Consider the following 14,046-nt stretch of genomic DNA (forward strand, 5'->3'; position numbering starts at 1 on the left):
TGAACAGATTCCTGTGCCCATGCGCCACGTCGATCCACGATGTGGAAGTGCCGCAGGATGTTCCCAAGTCATCCACAGCTGCCTCACACGTTGTCCCGTTTTCCTGTGAATGAGCTGTGCATAACTTTGACGTTGCTGCGCTGCAACAGGGTAACGGCGGTGGTTCGGAGGTGTGCATTCCAGGCTTTTTGCCTACAATGAAACCCCAACTATCGCAGTTGCCATTGATTGTTGGTTACGGGCGCGTCAGCAGCTGACGCGCCCTTTTTTATGGCCGCCCGTTCCTGTGTGAACCCGCGGTTTTTCTCGTGCCTGAGCCGCTTTCCTGATGAATCACATCCGCAATTTTTCGATCATCGCGCACATCGATCATGGCAAGTCCACGCTCGCTGACCGCATCATTTCCCTGTGCGGGGGGCTGTCCGATCGTGAGATGAGCGAGCAGGTGCTCGACTCGATGGACATCGAGAAGGAGCGCGGCATCACCATCAAGGCGCAGACCGCCGCGCTCAAGTACAAGGCCCGCGACGGTCAGGTCTACAACCTCAATTTGATCGACACCCCGGGCCACGTGGACTTCTCCTACGAGGTGTCTCGTTCGCTCTCGGCTTGCGAAGGCGCGTTGCTGGTGGTCGATGCCAGCCAGGGGGTCGAGGCCCAGACCGTGGCCAATTGCTACACCGCGCTCGACCTGGGTGTGGAGGTGGTGCCGGTGCTCAACAAGATGGACCTGCCCAACGCCGACCCGGAGAACGCCAAGAGCGAGATCGAGGACGTGATCGGCATCGATGCCACCGATGCAATTCCCTGTTCGGCCAAGACCGGCATGGGCGTGGAAGACATTCTGGAAGCGGTGGTCGCGCGCATTCCGGCGCCCAAGGGGCGGCCCGATGCGCCGCTGCGCGCGATGATCGTGGACAGCTGGTACGACGCCTACGTGGGCGTGGTGATGCTGGTGCGCGTGGTCGACGGTCGCCTGCAGAAGGGCGAGCGCTTCAAGATGATGGCGACCAACACCGTCTACAACGCCGACAACCTCGGTGTGTTCACGCCGGCCAACGAGCCGCGCGAGGCCCTGGAAGCGGGAGAGGTGGGGTACATCATCGCCGGCATCAAGGAGCTGCAGGCGGCGAAGGTGGGCGACACCATCACGCTGGAGAAGAAGCTGCCCAACAACGCCGGCCCGGCCACCGAAGCCTTGCCGGGCTTCAAGGAAGTGCAGCCCCAGGTGTTCGCCGGTCTGTACCCGACCGAGGCCAACCAGTACGACGCTTTGCGCGACGCGTTGGAGAAGCTCAAGCTCAACGACGCGTCGCTGCACTACGAGCCGGAAGTGTCGCAGGCGCTGGGCTTCGGCTTCCGCTGCGGTTTCCTGGGCCTGCTGCACATGGAGATCGTGCAGGAGCGCCTGGAGCGCGAGTTCGACCAGGACCTGATCACCACCGCGCCCAGCGTGGTCTACCAGGTGGTCAAGCCCGATGGCGAGGTCCTGATGGTGGAGAACCCGTCCAAGATGCCCGACCAGGGCCGGATCGAGGAAATCCGCGAGCCTATCGTCACGGTGCATCTTTATATGCCCCAGGAGTACGTGGGCGCGGTCATGACGCTGGCCAACCAGAAGCGCGGTTTGCAGATCAACATGGCCTACCACGGCAAGCAGGTCATGCTGACCTACGACATGCCGCTGGGTGAGATCGTGCTGGACTTCTTCGACAAGCTGAAATCGGTCAGCCGGGGCTATGCCTCCATGGACTACGAATTCAAGGAGTACCGCGCCTCCGACGTGGTGAAGGTCGACATCCTGCTCAACGGCGAGAAGGTCGACGCCCTGTCCATCATCGTGCACCGCACCCAGGCCCAGTACCGGGGCCGTGCGGTGGCCGCGAAGATGCGTGAGATCATCAGCCGCCAGATGTTCGACGTGGCCATCCAGGCGGCCATCGGAGGCAACGTGATCGCCCGCGAAACCATCAAGGCGCTGCGCAAGAACGTGCTGGCAAAATGCTACGGCGGTGACATCACCCGCAAACGCAAACTCCTCGAAAAACAGAAAGCAGGCAAGAAGCGCATGAAACAGATCGGCTCGGTCGAAGTGCCCCAAGAGGCCTTTCTCGCCATTTTGCAGGTGCAGGACTGATGCCGGCGGCCATGGCATCGATCACCGCGGTGATCCTGGCGGCGTTCGCCGCTTACGCGGTCGCCTGGTACACCGGTGTGGTGGAGGGCAACTTCGCCGTGCTGCTGATGCTGGCAACGGCGGTGACAGGGGTCTACTGGATCGCCGAAAAGCTGATTTTCCTGCCCCGCCGCCGCCGTGCGGCGCAGCAATTGCTGCTCGAGCACAACACGCGCAAGGAGGCGCTGCTCAAGCAAGGCTTCACGCACATCGAAGGCGACGTGGACAACGCGCGGCAGAAGCTGCTGGCCCAGCCCTGGTGGCTGGACTGGACGGCCGGCCTGTTCCCCGTGATCCTGGCAGTCTTCGTCCTGCGTTCCTTTCTGTTCGAGCCCTTCAAGATACCGTCTGGCTCCATGATCCCCACCTTGCGCGTGGGCGATCTCATACTGGTGAACAAATTCCACTACGGAGTGCGCTTGCCGGTCTTCAACACCAAGATCATGGAGAACCACACCCCCCAACGGGGCGATGTGATGGTGTTCCGTTATCCGCCGCAACCCAGCCTGGACTACATCAAGCGGGTGATCGGGGTGCCGGGCGACGAGGTGGCCTACCTGAACAAGCAGCTCACGGTGAATGGCAAGCCGGTGCCGCGCGTGGCGCAGCCCGAGTTCTTCGACAGCGAGACCATGCGCTATGCGCGCCAGTTCCGCGAGACCCTGGACGCGCGCAGCTACAACACCCTCAACGACGACGACCGTCCGGCCTTCATCCAGGGCACCACGGAGTTTCCCTTCAGCAACGCCTGCAGGTACACCGTCGAGGGCGTTACCTGCAAGGTGCCCCAGGGCCACTATTTCATGATGGGTGACAATCGCGACAACTCCCTGGACTCGCGCTACTGGGGCTTCGTGCCGGACGCGAACATCGTGGGCAAGGCCTTTTTTGTCTGGATGAACTTCGGGGACCTCGGCCGCATCGGGTCGTTCGAGTGAGCCTGCTGGTTGGTTTCAAGGGGATGAACACATGAAGCTGAAGCGACAACAACAGGGTTTGACCTTTTTCGGCCTGCTCATCGTCGGTGTCTTGCTGGCGTACACGGGTGTCATCCTCGCGCAGGTGGCCCCCACCTACATCGAATACCTCGCCGTGAAGAAGGCGGTGGACAAGGCTGCCGCTGGCAGCACGGTGGCCGAGGTGCGCAGCATCTTCGACAAGGCGGCGCAGATCGACGACATCCGCGCCGTGGCCGGCAAGGACCTAACGGTGGGCAAGGAGGGGGATCGCGTCGTGGTCTCCTTCGCTTACGCGCGCGAAATCCCCCTGGTGGGGCCGGCGCACCTGGTGATGAAATACGAAGGTCGCTCGAAGTGAAGAACATGACGGACCGGCAGCGTCCCGGCGGGCGCTGGTCCCATTGAGCCCCGAACTGCTGGCGCTGCAGAAGCGCCTTCAACACCCGTTTGCCAACCCGCGCCTGCTCGAGCGCGCGCTGACCCACCGCAGCTTCACCGCCGATCACAACGAACGCCTGGAGTTTCTGGGGGACTCGGTGCTGAGCCTGGCGATTTCCGGCCTGCTGTTCGAGAAGCTCAACCAGCTGCCCGAAGGCGACCTGTCCCGGGTGCGCGCCAACCTGGTCAAGCAGGACACCCTGTTCCAGATCGCTTCCAGCCTGGGGCTTTCGGCCTGCCTGCGCCTGGGCGATGGCGAAAAACGCTCGGGGGGGCACAAGCGACCCTCGATCCTGGCCGATGCCCTGGAGGCCGTGATCGGTGCCGTCTACCTCGACGCGGGCTTCGAAGTCGCCGCGGCGCTGGTGCACCGGCTCTACAGCGGGGTTGAGCTCAGCGCCCAGATGAGTGCGATGGGCAAGGACCCCAAAACCGAATTGCAGGAGTGGCTGCAGGCGCGCAAAATGAAACTCCCGGTCTACCGCGTCGTGGCCACGCTCGGCGAAGCGCACAAGCAGACCTTTGATGTGGAGTGCACCGTGACGGAAACTGGTCGCAGCGAGCGCGGCATTGGCGCTTCCCGCCGTGCGGGCGAGCAGGCCGCCGCCGCGGCCATGTTGCAGCACCTGACCGCCAGCCCGGGCGCCGCCGCCGCGTCCACCGAGTCCCCCGTGGTGAGCCGCACCACCCAGCCTTCCTGATCCATGTCCGCCCCTGCCACCCCCCCTTCCTCCAACCCCGATCTGGACGCCATGCTGGCCAGGGTCCTGGGCAAAGACACGGCCGACGCCGCCGCTCCAACCGGTGATCCGGCGGCGGATGAACCACCAGCGGCGGAACCCGTGGACCCGGCGGAGCAACGCTGTGGTTATGTCGCCATCGTCGGCAAGCCCAATGTGGGCAAGTCCACCTTGCTCAACGCGCTGGTCGGCCAGAAGGTGAGCATCACTTCGCGCAAGGCGCAGACCACGCGCCACCGCATCACCGGCATGCGCACCGTCGGCCCCACGCAGTTCGTGTTCGTGGACACACCCGGTTTCCAGACCCGCCACGGCAACGCGCTCAACCGCGCTCTGAACAAGACCGTGCTGGGCGCGGTGAACGATGTCGACCTGATCCTCTTTGTCGTCGAAGCCGGGCATTTCAACCTGGCCGATGCCAAGGTGCTCTCGCTGTTGCCCGCCAACGTGCCGGTGATGCTGGTGGCGAACAAGTTTGACCTTGTGCACCGCCGCGGTGATCTGGCGCCCTGGCTGCGCTCCATGCAGGAGCGCCATCCGTTCGCCGAGTTCGTGCCCATGTCGGCCAAGGCGCCCAAGGACATCCAGCGCCTGTTCTCGATCTGCGAAAAATACCTGCCGCAGCAACCCTGGATGCACGATCCGGACGACTTGACGGACCGCAGCGAGCGCTTCATGGCGAGCGAGATGGTGCGCGAAAAACTGTTCCGCCTGACCGGCGACGAGTTGCCTTACACCTCCACGGTCATCATCGACAAGTTCGAGGAGGAGGGCACGCTCAAGCGCATCGCCGCCACCATCGTGGTCGAGCGTGAGGGGCACAAGGGCATGGTGATCGGCGAGAAGGGCGAAAAGCTCAAGCGCATCGGCACCGAGGCCCGGCAGGAACTGGAGAAGCTCTGGGATTGCAAGGTGTTCCTGGAGCTCTGGGTGAAGGTGCGCTCGGGTTGGGCGGACGACGACGCTCGCGTGCGCTCGTTCGGCTACGAGTAAGCCAGCGGCTGCTGGACACCCGACCGGCACACGAGGCCACACGGCATGGCCCTGAAACGCTTCTCCGACGAACCCGCTTTCGTGCTGCACCGCTACGACTGGAGCGAGACCAGCCTGGTGCTCGAGGTCTTCACGCGCCACCATGGCCGCATCGCCCTGGTGGCCAAGGGCGTGAAGCGGCCCACCTCCCAGTTCCGCCCCGTGCTGCTGCCGTTGCAGCCCCTGCATGTGTCCTGGAGCGGCGACGCCGAGGTGCGCACGCTGAAGGCAGCGCACTGGCAGGGCGGGCACGTCATGCCCACGGGCGAGGCGCTGATTTCGGGCAGCTATCTGAACGAGCTGCTCATGCGCCTGCTCGCACGCGACGACCCGCACGAGCGCTTGTTCGACCACTTCACCACTGCGGTGCAACTGCTGGCGGAGAAAAGCGATGCGCAACCGCTGATCCTGCGGGCATTTGAACTGCTGTTGTTGCGCGATGTGGGTCTGTTGCCCGACCTGGCCCAGGAGAGCAGCACGCTGACCGACCTGGACCCCTTGCGCCGCTATGTGCTGGTGCCCGAGAGTGGGTTGGTGCCCGCGCAGGACGATGATGGCCAGGCCCTCACCGGCGAGCAGTGGCTGGACCTGCAGGCCGCCATGGACGAACCCGCGCCATTCATTCCCACCTTGCGCGCCTGCGCGGCCTGCCTGCAGGCGGTGCGCGTGCCCCTGCGCAACCTGCTGCACTACCATTGCGGTGTGCGCGTGTTCAAGACCCGCCAGCTGATGCTCGACGTGCAAGCCATGACCCGGCCGCGAACGCCGTCGGATTCGGGCGCCTCCCCAGAGAACTTCCCCACCGCGACCTCACCATGACCGTGGCCTCCCGATCCCCGCATCCGACCACCGCCTTGTCGGTGAACCTCAACAAGGTGGCCCTGGTGCGCAACACCCGCCACCTGGGCATTCCCTCGGTCGCGCGCGCGGCCACGCTGTGCCTGCAGGCCGGCGCGCACGGCATCACCGTGCACCCGCGGCCCGACGAGCGCCACATCCGCACGCACGACGTGCACGAGCTCGCCGAGCTGCTCAAGGCCTGGCCCGACCGCGAATTCAACATCGAAGGCAACCCGTTCCACAACCTCATGGGCTTCGTGCGCGAACTGCGGCCGCAGCAGGTCACCTTCGTGCCCGACAGCGAAGGCCAGTTCACCAGCGACCATGGCTGGGGCTTCCCGGCCGATGCCGAACGCCTGCGCCCGTTGATCGACGAAGCCCGGGCGCTGGGGGTGCGCGTGAGCCTGTTCATGGACGCCGAGCCTGACCAGATGGTCGGTGCCAAGGCGGTGGGCGCCGACCGTGTGGAGCTTTACACGGAGCCCTATGCGGCCGCCTGGCACACGCCGCAGCGCGAGGCGCAATTGCAGCGTTTCCAGGCGGCCGCCCAGGCTGCGCTGGACGCCGGTTTGGGGGTGAACGCCGGGCACGATCTGAACCGCGAAAACCTCACGGCCTTCCTGCGCACGGTGCCGGGGGTGAGCGAGGTGTCCATTGGCCATGCCCTTATCGCGGACGCGCTGGAACTGGGCTACAGCGCCACCATCGCCGACTACCACCGCTGCATCGCCGACGCCTTCGCGCCATGATCTACGGCATCGGCACTGACATCTGCGACATCCGGCGCATCGAGGCCGTGTTGCAGCGCCAGGGCGAGCGCTTCGTGCGCAAGGTGCTGACCGACGCCGAATTCACCGTCTGGCAAAAGCGCAGCGCGCGTTGGCCGCAACGCGGTCTGCGTTACCTGGCCACCCGCTTCTCCGCCAAGGAGGCGTTTTCCAAGGCAGTGGGCATGGGCATGCGCCTGCCCATGACCTGGCGGCGCTGCGAGATCAACAACCTGCCCAGCGGCCAGCCCGTCATCGTCCTGCACGGGGATCTGAAGACCTGGTTCGAGGCACAAGGCCTGCGCGCGCACGTGACCGTGACCGACGAAACCGACTACGCCGCCAGCTTCGTGGTGGTGGAGCGGGACTGACTTTTCCGAAACTGTTTCCATGAACCCTCACGCTCCCCTCATCATCGACGTGGCCGGCCACAGCCTGACCACGGTGGACCGCCAGCGCCTGGCCCATCCCCTGGTCGGCGGCGTCATCCTGTTCGGCCGCAACTGGCAGGATCGGGCCCAGCTCACCGCGCTGTGCCGCCAGATCAAGGCTGTGCGGCACGACCTGCTGATCGCCGTGGACCATGAAGGTGGCCGTGTGCAGCGCTTCTGCACCGACGGTTTCACCCACCTGCCCGCCATGGCCACCTTGGGCCAGATGTGGCTGCGCGGCCCCAAGGCCGGCGAACCCGCTGGCGCGGCGGCCCTGCAGGCGAGCAATGCCGCGACCGCGGCCGGCTTTGTGCTGGGTGCCGAGCTGCGCGCCTGCGGCGTGGACCTTACTTTTGCGCCGGTGCTCGATCTGGATTACGGTGAGAGCTCGGTGATTGGCGACCGCGCCTTCGGTCGCGATCCACGCCTGGTCACGGTGCTGGCGCAAGGCCTGATGCTCGGCCTGCTGCAGAGCGGCATGGGCCATTGCGGCAAACACTTCCCCGGCCATGGTTTCGTCAAGGCCGACTCGCACCTCGCGATCCCGGTGGACCGGCGCAGCCTCAAGGCCATCCTGGCCGAGGACGCCGCGCCCTACGGCTGGCTCTCGGCCAGCCTGCAGGCCGTGATGCCCGCGCACGTGATCTACCCCAAGGTCGACAACCGCCCTGCCGGCTTCTCGTCGCGCTGGCTGCAGGACATCCTGCGGCGCCGCCTCGGCTTTACCGGTGCGATCTTCAGCGACGACCTCAGCATGGCCGCGGCGCGGCAGATCGGTGGCCGTGAAGTGAGCTTCACCGAAGCCGCGCTGGCCGCGCTCACGGCCGGGGGGGACATGGTGCTGCTCTGCAACCAGTCGGTGGTGGACGGTGGCGCCCCGATCGACGAGGCGATCGACGCGCTCTCTCAGGCGGTGCTGGAAAGTCGCTGGCAGCCCAGCGCGGCGAGCGAAGAACGTCGGCTCGCGTTGCTGCCCCGCATGGCCGCCCCCGATTGGGACACGCTGATGGTCAGCGAGCGCTACATGCAGGCGCTGTCGCTGCTGCCGGGCTGATCAGCGGTTCAGGCCCAGCTTGTCCAGCAGGTCCGACACCAGCTCCAGGCGCAACAAAGGGTTGTCCAGCGCCATCAGGCGCTGTTTGAGCTCGGCCGGCGCGGGCAGCAGTTCGGCCCAGCGGTTGGCCACCCAGCCACTGTCATCCCACTGGTAGGGCGGCTGCAGCGGCAACTGCTCCAGGCTGTCCGGGTCGCGCTCCTGCAGGTTCTGCAGCAGGTGCTGCAGGCCGTCCCGGGTGTGGGCCAGGTGTTCCGGCACGGGCACCGCAACCTCCGGCTCGTCGAGTCGCACATCCGCCACCCACAGGCCATGGGGCAGCTGGCTGCGGCGCTGCACGTGGAACCGCTGCAGGCCACGGCAGCGGATCATCATCAGGCCGGGTTGTGGCCGTTCCAGGCTTTCGATCTGCGCCAGCGTGCCCACGGGGTGGAACACCTCTTTCGCAAAACCGTCGCCCCCGGGGGGCGCCTCGGGGTCAAGGCGCCGCACCTCGCTGCCCTCGCTCAGGCAGACCACGCCAAAGGGCGCGCCGGCCTTGTGGCAGCGGCCGATCATGTCGAGGTAACGCACCTCGAAGATGCGCAGAGGAAGCCAGCCACCGGGGTACAGAACCGTCTGCAACGGGAACAGCGGGAGCTGCGACAGCGTGAGCGCCTCGGCAACCCCGGAGGTGGGACTCAATCGTCGACCACCGCGTCGGCGCTCTGGCGCTGCAGCATGGCCAGGGTGTTGGCGATGGTGGCGCGCAGTTCGCGCCGGTCGCAGATGAAGTCCACCGCGCCCTTGGTCTGCAGGAACTCGGCGCGCTGGAAACCTTCGGGCAGCTTCACCCGCACGGTGTTCTCGATCACGCGCGGGCCGGCAAAGCCGATCAGCGCCCGGGGCTCGGCGATCACCACGTCGCCCACGAAGGCAAAGCCCGCGCTCACCCCGCCCATGGTCGGGTCGGTCAGCACGCTGATGTAGGGCAGGCCCTTCTTGGCCAGGCGCGTCAGGGCCGCGTTGGTCTTGGCCATTTGCATGAGCGAGAGCAGGCCTTCCTGCATGCGCGCGCCGCCCGTGGCGGTGAAGCAGATGAAAGGCACCTTTTGCGCGATGGCTTCTTCGACGCCGCGCACGAAGCGCTCGCCGACCACCGAGCCCATGGAGCCGCCCATGAAGTCGAATTCAAAACACGCGACCACCAGGCTGACACCGTGCACCGCGCCGCCCATGACCACCAGCGCGTCGGTCTCGCCGGTGGTTTCCAGCGCGTCTTTCAGGCGCTCCGGGTACTTGCGGCTGTCCTTGAACTTGAGCGCGTCCACCGGCAGCACTTCCTGGGCGATTTCGTAGCGGCCTTCAGCGTCCAGGAACGCATTGAGGCGCGCGCGCGCACCGATGCGGTGGTGGTGGCTGCAATGCGGGCAGACGTTCTGGTTCTTTTCCAGATCGTTCTTGTAGAGCACGGCTTCGCAGCTCGGGCACTTGATCCACAGGCCCTCGGGCACGCTGCGGCGCTCGGTCGGGTCGGTGGGGGTGATCTTGGGGGGGAGCAGTTTTTCGAGCCAGGACATGTTTCTCTCCTTGCGGGGGACAAAGGGAATTAAACCATGGGAGAGGTTGGGCGCGGGCCAGCCGCCGGGCCGCCCCCAAGGCAGGCCCAGCCCCCTTGGGGGGCAGCGACCCGCGCAGCGGTGGAGCGTGGGGGCCTGGTTATGCGTCGAGCGCTTTCCGGATGGTGCGAAGGAACTGGATGGCCACCGCCACCACCTTTTCGTGGGGTTCGTTCTCCAGCAACTGGATGATCTTGCTGCCAATGACCACCGCGTCGGCGGTCTGGCCGATGGCGCGCGCCGTTTCGGCATCGCGGATGCCGAAGCCCACACCCACCGGCACGCTCACGTGCGCGCGGATGCGGGGCAGCATGGCCTCGACCTGGCCGATGTCCAGCGTGCCGGCGCCGGTGACGCCCTTGAGCGACACGTAGTACACATAGCCGCTGGCCACGCGCGCCACCTGCGCCATGCGCTCGTCGGTGGAGGTGGGGGCCAGCAGGAAGATCAAGTCCATGCCGTGCTCGCGCAGCGAGGCGGCGAATTCCTCGCATTCCTCGGGCGGGTAGTCGACGATCAGCACGCCGTCCACGCCCGCCTGGCTGGCATCGCGCACGAAGGCGCCCGCGCCATGCTTCTGGTCGTAGCGCTCCACCGGGTTGGCGTAGCCCATGAGCACCACCGGCGTGGTGTGGTTGCGCTCGCGGAAACTGCGCACCATGGCGAGCACCTGGGTCATGCCGATGCCCAGCGCCAGCGCGCGATCGCCGGCTTTCTGGATCACGGGGCCGTCGGCCGACGGGTCGGAGAACGGCACGCCGAGCTCGATGATGTCGGCGCCGGCCTCGGCCATACCGTGCATCAGGTCCGGCGTGATGTCGGCGAACGGAAAACCGGCCGTGACGTAGGGAATCAAGGCCTTGCGGCCCTGGGACTTGAGCTGGGAGAGGGTGTTTTCGATGCGGCTCATTTGGCGTTGCCCCCCTTCACGGTGAGCCCGCGCATGGAAGGTCTGTCGTAAAAATCGACGCCCGAGAGGTCGGCCACGGTGCCGATGTCCTTGTCGCCCCGGCCCGAGAGGTTGACCAGGATGGACTGGTCGGGCTTCATGGTCTTGGCCAGCTTGAGGGCGTAGGCCACGGCGTGGCTGGACTCCAGCGCGGGGATGATGCCCTCGGTGCGGCAGAGGTGGTGGAAGGCTTCGAGCGCTTCGGTGTCGGTGATGCCCACGTACTCGGCGCGGCCGACGTCCTTCAGGAAGGCGTGCTCCGGCCCCACGCCGGGGTAGTCCAGGCCCGCGCTGATGCTGTGGGTTTCGGTCACCTGGCCGTTGTCGTCCTGCAGCACGTAGGTGCGGTTGCCGTGCAGCACACCCGGGCTGCCTTTCTGCAGCGAGGCCGAATGTTTGCCACTCTCCAGGCCTTCGCCAGCGGCTTCCACGCCGATCAGGCGGGTGGCTTCATAGGGGATGTAGGGGTGGAAGATGCCCATGGCATTGCTGCCGCCGCCCACGCAGGCGATCACCGCGTCGGGCTGTTCGCTGCGGCATCCGGCGGCGGCCAGCATCTCGGGCACCTGCACCAGGCACTCCTTGCCGATCACGCTCTGGAAGTCGCGCACCATCATCGGGTAGGGGTGCGGGCCGGCCACGGTGCCGATGATGTAGAAGGTGTTGTCGACGTTGGCGACCCAGTCGCGCATGGCCTCGTTCAGCGCATCCTTGAGCGTCTTGCTGCCCGACTCCACCGGCACCACGGTGGCGCCCAGCAGTTTCATGCGGTAGACGTTGGGGCTCTGGCGTTTCACGTCTTCGCTGCCCATGTAGACCACGCACTCCAGGCCGTAGCGCGCGCAGATGGTCGCGGTGGCCACGCCGTGCTGGCCGGCCCCGGTTTCGGCGATGACGCGCGGCTTGCCCATGCGACGCGCCAGCATGGCCTGGCCGATGGTGTTGTTCACCTTGTGCGCGCCGGTGTGGTTGAGGTCTTCGCGCTTGAGGAAGATCTGCGCGCCGCCGGCCTCTCGGCTCATGCGCGCGGCGTGGTAGACCGGGCTGGGGCGGCCCACGAAATGGGCCAGCTCGCTCTCGAACTCGGCCAGGAACTCGGGGTCGTGCTGGTATTTCGCGTACGCGGCCTTGAGTTCGTTGATCGCGTGGGTGAGCGTCTCGCTCACGAAGCTGCCGCCGTAGATGCCGAAATGGCCGCGGGCGTCGGGTTGTTGGTAGGTCGTCTGCATGGGGTGTCTCGGTGGGACTGCCAGCCTGACCCCATGAAAGGGGTCAGGTCGAGCAGGGGGTCTGCGCATCGGCCGCCCGCACGGCGGCCACGAAGGCGAGCATCTTGTCGGGGTCCTTGATGCCTTTGGCGGCTTCGACCCCGGAGCTCACGTCAACGGCCCAGGGCCGCACGCGCGTGATGCCATCGGTCACGTTTGCAGGCGTGAGTCCACCAGACAAAACGAGGCGAGAGCTGGCGTTTAGAAGTGGATGTGACCAAGGGAAGGCTGTCCAGTCGAAGGATTGACCACCACCGCCATAGCCCTCGACGAGCGCGTCGAGCAGGATGGCCTGGGCGGCCGAGTGGTCCGAGGCGTATTTTAGAAGATCGAAGCCGGCCCCGGCGGGGCCGGTGGGAATGCGCGCCGCGCGCAGGTAGGGCCGGCCGGCGGCCTGGCACTCGGCGGGCGTCTCATCGCCGTGGAACTGCAGCAGGGCCTGGGGCACGGCGTCGCAGCCCTGGCGGATCTGGTCAGGGGTGGCGTTGACGAACAGCAGCACCGGTGTGACGAAGGGTGGCAGGCGGCGAGCGAGTTCGCCGGCGCGCCGCGCCGTCACATGGCGAGGGCTCTGGGCGTACAGCACGAAGCCAATGGCGTCGGCGCCAGCGCGCACGGCCGTGTCCACGTCCGCCTCGCGGGTGAGGCCGCAAATCTTGATGCGCGTGCGGTGGTGGGGTGTCATGGCAGCCAGTCGAAAGCGGGTGTGCCCTCGGGCAGACCCAGCCCGGCATCGTAGACCGGTCCGAGAAAGTACAGGCCGTCAGGGGAAAAGGTCGGGGCGGCGGCGTCGCGGCTGCGGGCCTGCAGCACCTCGGCCATCCAGGAGGGAGGACGGTTGCCGCTGCCAATGGCGATCAGGCAACCCATGATGTTGCGGATCATGTGGTGCAGGAAGGCCGAGGCCTCGAACTCGAAGCGCCAGTAGCTTCCGCGGCGCGCTATGTCCATCCTCATCAGATCCTTGACGGGCGAGTGGGCCTGGCACTGTGCCGCTCGGAACGAGGTGAAATCGTGTTCGCCCAGCAGGGCTTGCGCCGCCTGCACCATGGGATCCAGCGCAAGCGGGCGAAACACCCAGCCGACCTGGCCAGCGTCCACGCTCGGGCGCACCGGCGATTCGAGCAACACATAGGCATAGCGGCGCGAGCGGGCGCTGGCCCGGGCGTGGAAGCTCTGGGGCACGTGCCGCGCCCACTGCACGGCGATGTTGTCGGGCAGAAAGCTGTTGGTGCCACGGACCCAGGCGTTCTCGGGCCGGTCGAGTGGCGTATCGAAATGCACCACCTGCATCAAGCCGTGCACCCCCGCATCGGTGCGGCCCGCGCAGAGCGTTTTCACCGTGTCGTCCTGGGCGCTGAAGCGCGTTAGCGCCTGCTCGAGATGGTCTTGCACGGTGCGTCCGCCCGGCTGGCTTTGCCAGCCGTCGTAGGCGCGACCGTTGTAGCTCACGCCCAGTGCGACGCGGGTGCGGCTGGGCTCCTGGGGCGGTGGGAGCAAAAGCGAAAACCGAGGGCGCGTCAGGCCAGATCGGCCAGGAAAGTCCCTGCCTTGGCCTTGAGCGAACCCGAGGCTTCGGCCAGCACTTCCTCCGCCAGCGAACGCGCACCCTCGAAGTCGCCAATGGCGCGGAATTCCTCCGCCAGCGACAGCTTGGTCTCCAGCGGATTTTCTTCCGTCAGGCGGCCGGCCGAGGTGGCGTCGTCTTCCACGGGCGGCGCGCTCAGATCGAGGTTGAGGTGGTTCAGGTCGAACGACAGCATGTCGGCCGCCGCCGGGGGCGGGGTCTGGGGG

16 protein-coding genes are annotated in these 14,046 nt (G+C 66.4%); 9 read left to right on the forward strand and 7 right to left on the reverse strand.

Going from position 1 to position 14,046, the window contains the following annotated elements:
• Nucleotides 1-328: 328 nt before the first annotated feature.
• The 9 genes from lepA to nagZ are packed head-to-tail and all read left to right on the forward strand — an operon-like array spanning nucleotide 329 to nucleotide 8,437.
• On the forward strand, nucleotides 329-2,137 hold the full coding sequence (gene lepA / locus AC3WPZ_RS19935) for a translation elongation factor 4 (protein ID WP_444687181.1): 1,809 nt from the start codon (nucleotides 329-331) through the stop codon (nucleotides 2,135-2,137).
• An 11-nt stretch (nucleotides 2,138-2,148) separates the two neighbouring features.
• Nucleotides 2,149-3,114 (forward strand): signal peptidase I, encoded by a 966-nt coding sequence (gene lepB / locus AC3WPZ_RS19940; RefSeq protein WP_382155899.1) that lies wholly within the window; start codon nucleotides 2,149-2,151, stop codon nucleotides 3,112-3,114.
• A 31-nt stretch (nucleotides 3,115-3,145) separates the two neighbouring features.
• The gene (locus tag AC3WPZ_RS19945; protein ID WP_382155902.1) at nucleotides 3,146-3,493 is read left to right on the forward strand and encodes a DUF4845 domain-containing protein; all 348 of its coding nucleotides are present in this window, start codon (nucleotides 3,146-3,148) and stop codon (nucleotides 3,491-3,493) included.
• Between the two features lie 43 nt (nucleotides 3,494-3,536).
• Nucleotides 3,537-4,274, forward strand: a complete 738-nt coding sequence (rnc, locus tag AC3WPZ_RS19950) for a ribonuclease III (RefSeq protein ID WP_382155905.1) — start codon at nucleotides 3,537-3,539, stop codon at nucleotides 4,272-4,274.
• Between the two features lie 3 nt (nucleotides 4,275-4,277).
• Complete coding sequence (era, locus tag AC3WPZ_RS19955) at nucleotides 4,278-5,306, forward strand: GTPase Era (RefSeq protein ID WP_382321214.1); 1,029 nt, start codon at nucleotides 4,278-4,280, stop codon at nucleotides 5,304-5,306.
• A 45-nt stretch (nucleotides 5,307-5,351) separates the two neighbouring features.
• Nucleotides 5,352-6,164 (forward strand): DNA repair protein RecO, encoded by an 813-nt coding sequence (gene recO, locus AC3WPZ_RS19960; RefSeq protein WP_382328410.1) that lies wholly within the window; start codon nucleotides 5,352-5,354, stop codon nucleotides 6,162-6,164.
• Nucleotides 6,161-6,934 (forward strand): pyridoxine 5'-phosphate synthase, encoded by a 774-nt coding sequence (locus AC3WPZ_RS19965; RefSeq protein ID WP_382321212.1) that lies wholly within the window; start codon nucleotides 6,161-6,163, stop codon nucleotides 6,932-6,934. Before recO ends, AC3WPZ_RS19965 begins: the two co-directional genes overlap by 4 nt.
• On the forward strand, nucleotides 6,931-7,323 hold the full coding sequence (gene acpS, locus AC3WPZ_RS19970) for a holo-ACP synthase (protein WP_382321211.1): 393 nt from the start codon (nucleotides 6,931-6,933) through the stop codon (nucleotides 7,321-7,323). The genes AC3WPZ_RS19965 and acpS overlap by 4 nt, the downstream gene beginning before the upstream one ends.
• Before the next feature lie 19 nt (nucleotides 7,324-7,342).
• The gene (gene nagZ / locus AC3WPZ_RS19975; protein WP_444687180.1) at nucleotides 7,343-8,437 is read left to right on the forward strand and encodes a beta-N-acetylhexosaminidase; all 1,095 of its coding nucleotides are present in this window, start codon (nucleotides 7,343-7,345) and stop codon (nucleotides 8,435-8,437) included.
• On the opposite strand, the gene AC3WPZ_RS19980 is transcribed toward nagZ, so the two are convergent.
• From AC3WPZ_RS19980 to AC3WPZ_RS20010, 7 genes are all read right to left on the reverse strand, one after another.
• On the reverse strand, nucleotides 8,438-9,121 hold the full coding sequence (locus tag AC3WPZ_RS19980) for an LON peptidase substrate-binding domain-containing protein (RefSeq protein ID WP_444687179.1): 684 nt from the start codon (nucleotides 9,119-9,121) through the stop codon (nucleotides 8,438-8,440).
• Entirely contained in the window at nucleotides 9,118-9,996 is an 879-nt protein-coding gene (gene accD, locus AC3WPZ_RS19985; protein ID WP_291114198.1) for an acetyl-CoA carboxylase, carboxyltransferase subunit beta, read from the reverse strand. Before accD ends, AC3WPZ_RS19980 begins: the two co-directional genes overlap by 4 nt.
• A gap of 139 nt (nucleotides 9,997-10,135) precedes the next feature.
• A complete protein-coding gene (trpA, locus tag AC3WPZ_RS19990; RefSeq protein WP_382328414.1) occupies nucleotides 10,136-10,945 on the reverse strand; it encodes a tryptophan synthase subunit alpha in 810 nt (269 codons plus the stop codon).
• Nucleotides 10,942-12,213: a tryptophan synthase subunit beta gene (gene trpB, locus AC3WPZ_RS19995; protein WP_444687178.1), complete on the reverse strand. Its 1,272-nt coding sequence runs from the start codon at nucleotides 12,211-12,213 to the stop codon at nucleotides 10,942-10,944. Before trpB ends, trpA begins: the two co-directional genes overlap by 4 nt.
• A 43-nt stretch (nucleotides 12,214-12,256) precedes the next feature.
• The gene (locus AC3WPZ_RS20000) at nucleotides 12,257-12,937 is read right to left on the reverse strand and encodes a phosphoribosylanthranilate isomerase (RefSeq protein WP_382321205.1); all 681 of its coding nucleotides are present in this window, start codon (nucleotides 12,935-12,937) and stop codon (nucleotides 12,257-12,259) included.
• Nucleotides 12,934-13,752: a tRNA pseudouridine(38-40) synthase TruA gene (gene truA, locus AC3WPZ_RS20005; RefSeq protein WP_382325693.1), complete on the reverse strand. Its 819-nt coding sequence runs from the start codon at nucleotides 13,750-13,752 to the stop codon at nucleotides 12,934-12,936. The genes AC3WPZ_RS20000 and truA overlap by 4 nt, the downstream gene beginning before the upstream one ends.
• Nucleotides 13,753-13,772: 20 nt before the next feature.
• On the reverse strand, nucleotides 13,773-14,046 hold a 274-nt coding region (locus tag AC3WPZ_RS20010; RefSeq protein ID WP_492441136.1), incomplete at its 5' end, for a FimV/HubP family polar landmark protein.

This window comes from Hydrogenophaga sp. FW305-3-2-15-A-LB1 (genome assembly GCF_058787875.1).

Excerpts from the sequence above, each read along its gene's own strand:
- lepA (WP_444687181.1), top strand. The coding sequence starts at position 329 with ATGAATCACATCCGCAATTTTTCGATCATCGCGCACATCGATCATGGC.
- recO (WP_382328410.1), top strand. The coding sequence starts at position 5,352 with ATGGCCCTGAAACGCTTCTCCGACGAACCCGCTTTCGTGCTGCACCGC.
- trpA (WP_382328414.1), bottom strand. The coding sequence starts at position 10,945 with ATGAGCCGCATCGAAAACACCCTCTCCCAGCTCAAGTCCCAGGGCCGC.
- accD (WP_291114198.1), bottom strand. The coding sequence starts at position 9,996 with ATGTCCTGGCTCGAAAAACTGCTCCCCCCCAAGATCACCCCCACCGAC.
- trpB (WP_444687178.1), bottom strand. The coding sequence starts at position 12,213 with ATGCAGACGACCTACCAACAACCCGACGCCCGCGGCCATTTCGGCATC.
- AC3WPZ_RS19945 (WP_382155902.1), top strand. The coding sequence starts at position 3,146 with ATGAAGCTGAAGCGACAACAACAGGGTTTGACCTTTTTCGGCCTGCTC.
- nagZ (WP_444687180.1), top strand. The coding sequence starts at position 7,343 with ATGAACCCTCACGCTCCCCTCATCATCGACGTGGCCGGCCACAGCCTG.
- era (WP_382321214.1), top strand. The coding sequence starts at position 4,278 with ATGTCCGCCCCTGCCACCCCCCCTTCCTCCAACCCCGATCTGGACGCC.
- lepB (WP_382155899.1), top strand. The coding sequence starts at position 2,149 with ATGGCATCGATCACCGCGGTGATCCTGGCGGCGTTCGCCGCTTACGCG.
- AC3WPZ_RS19965 (WP_382321212.1), top strand. The coding sequence starts at position 6,161 with ATGACCGTGGCCTCCCGATCCCCGCATCCGACCACCGCCTTGTCGGTG.
- AC3WPZ_RS20000 (WP_382321205.1), bottom strand. The coding sequence starts at position 12,937 with ATGACACCCCACCACCGCACGCGCATCAAGATTTGCGGCCTCACCCGC.
- acpS (WP_382321211.1), top strand. The coding sequence starts at position 6,931 with ATGATCTACGGCATCGGCACTGACATCTGCGACATCCGGCGCATCGAG.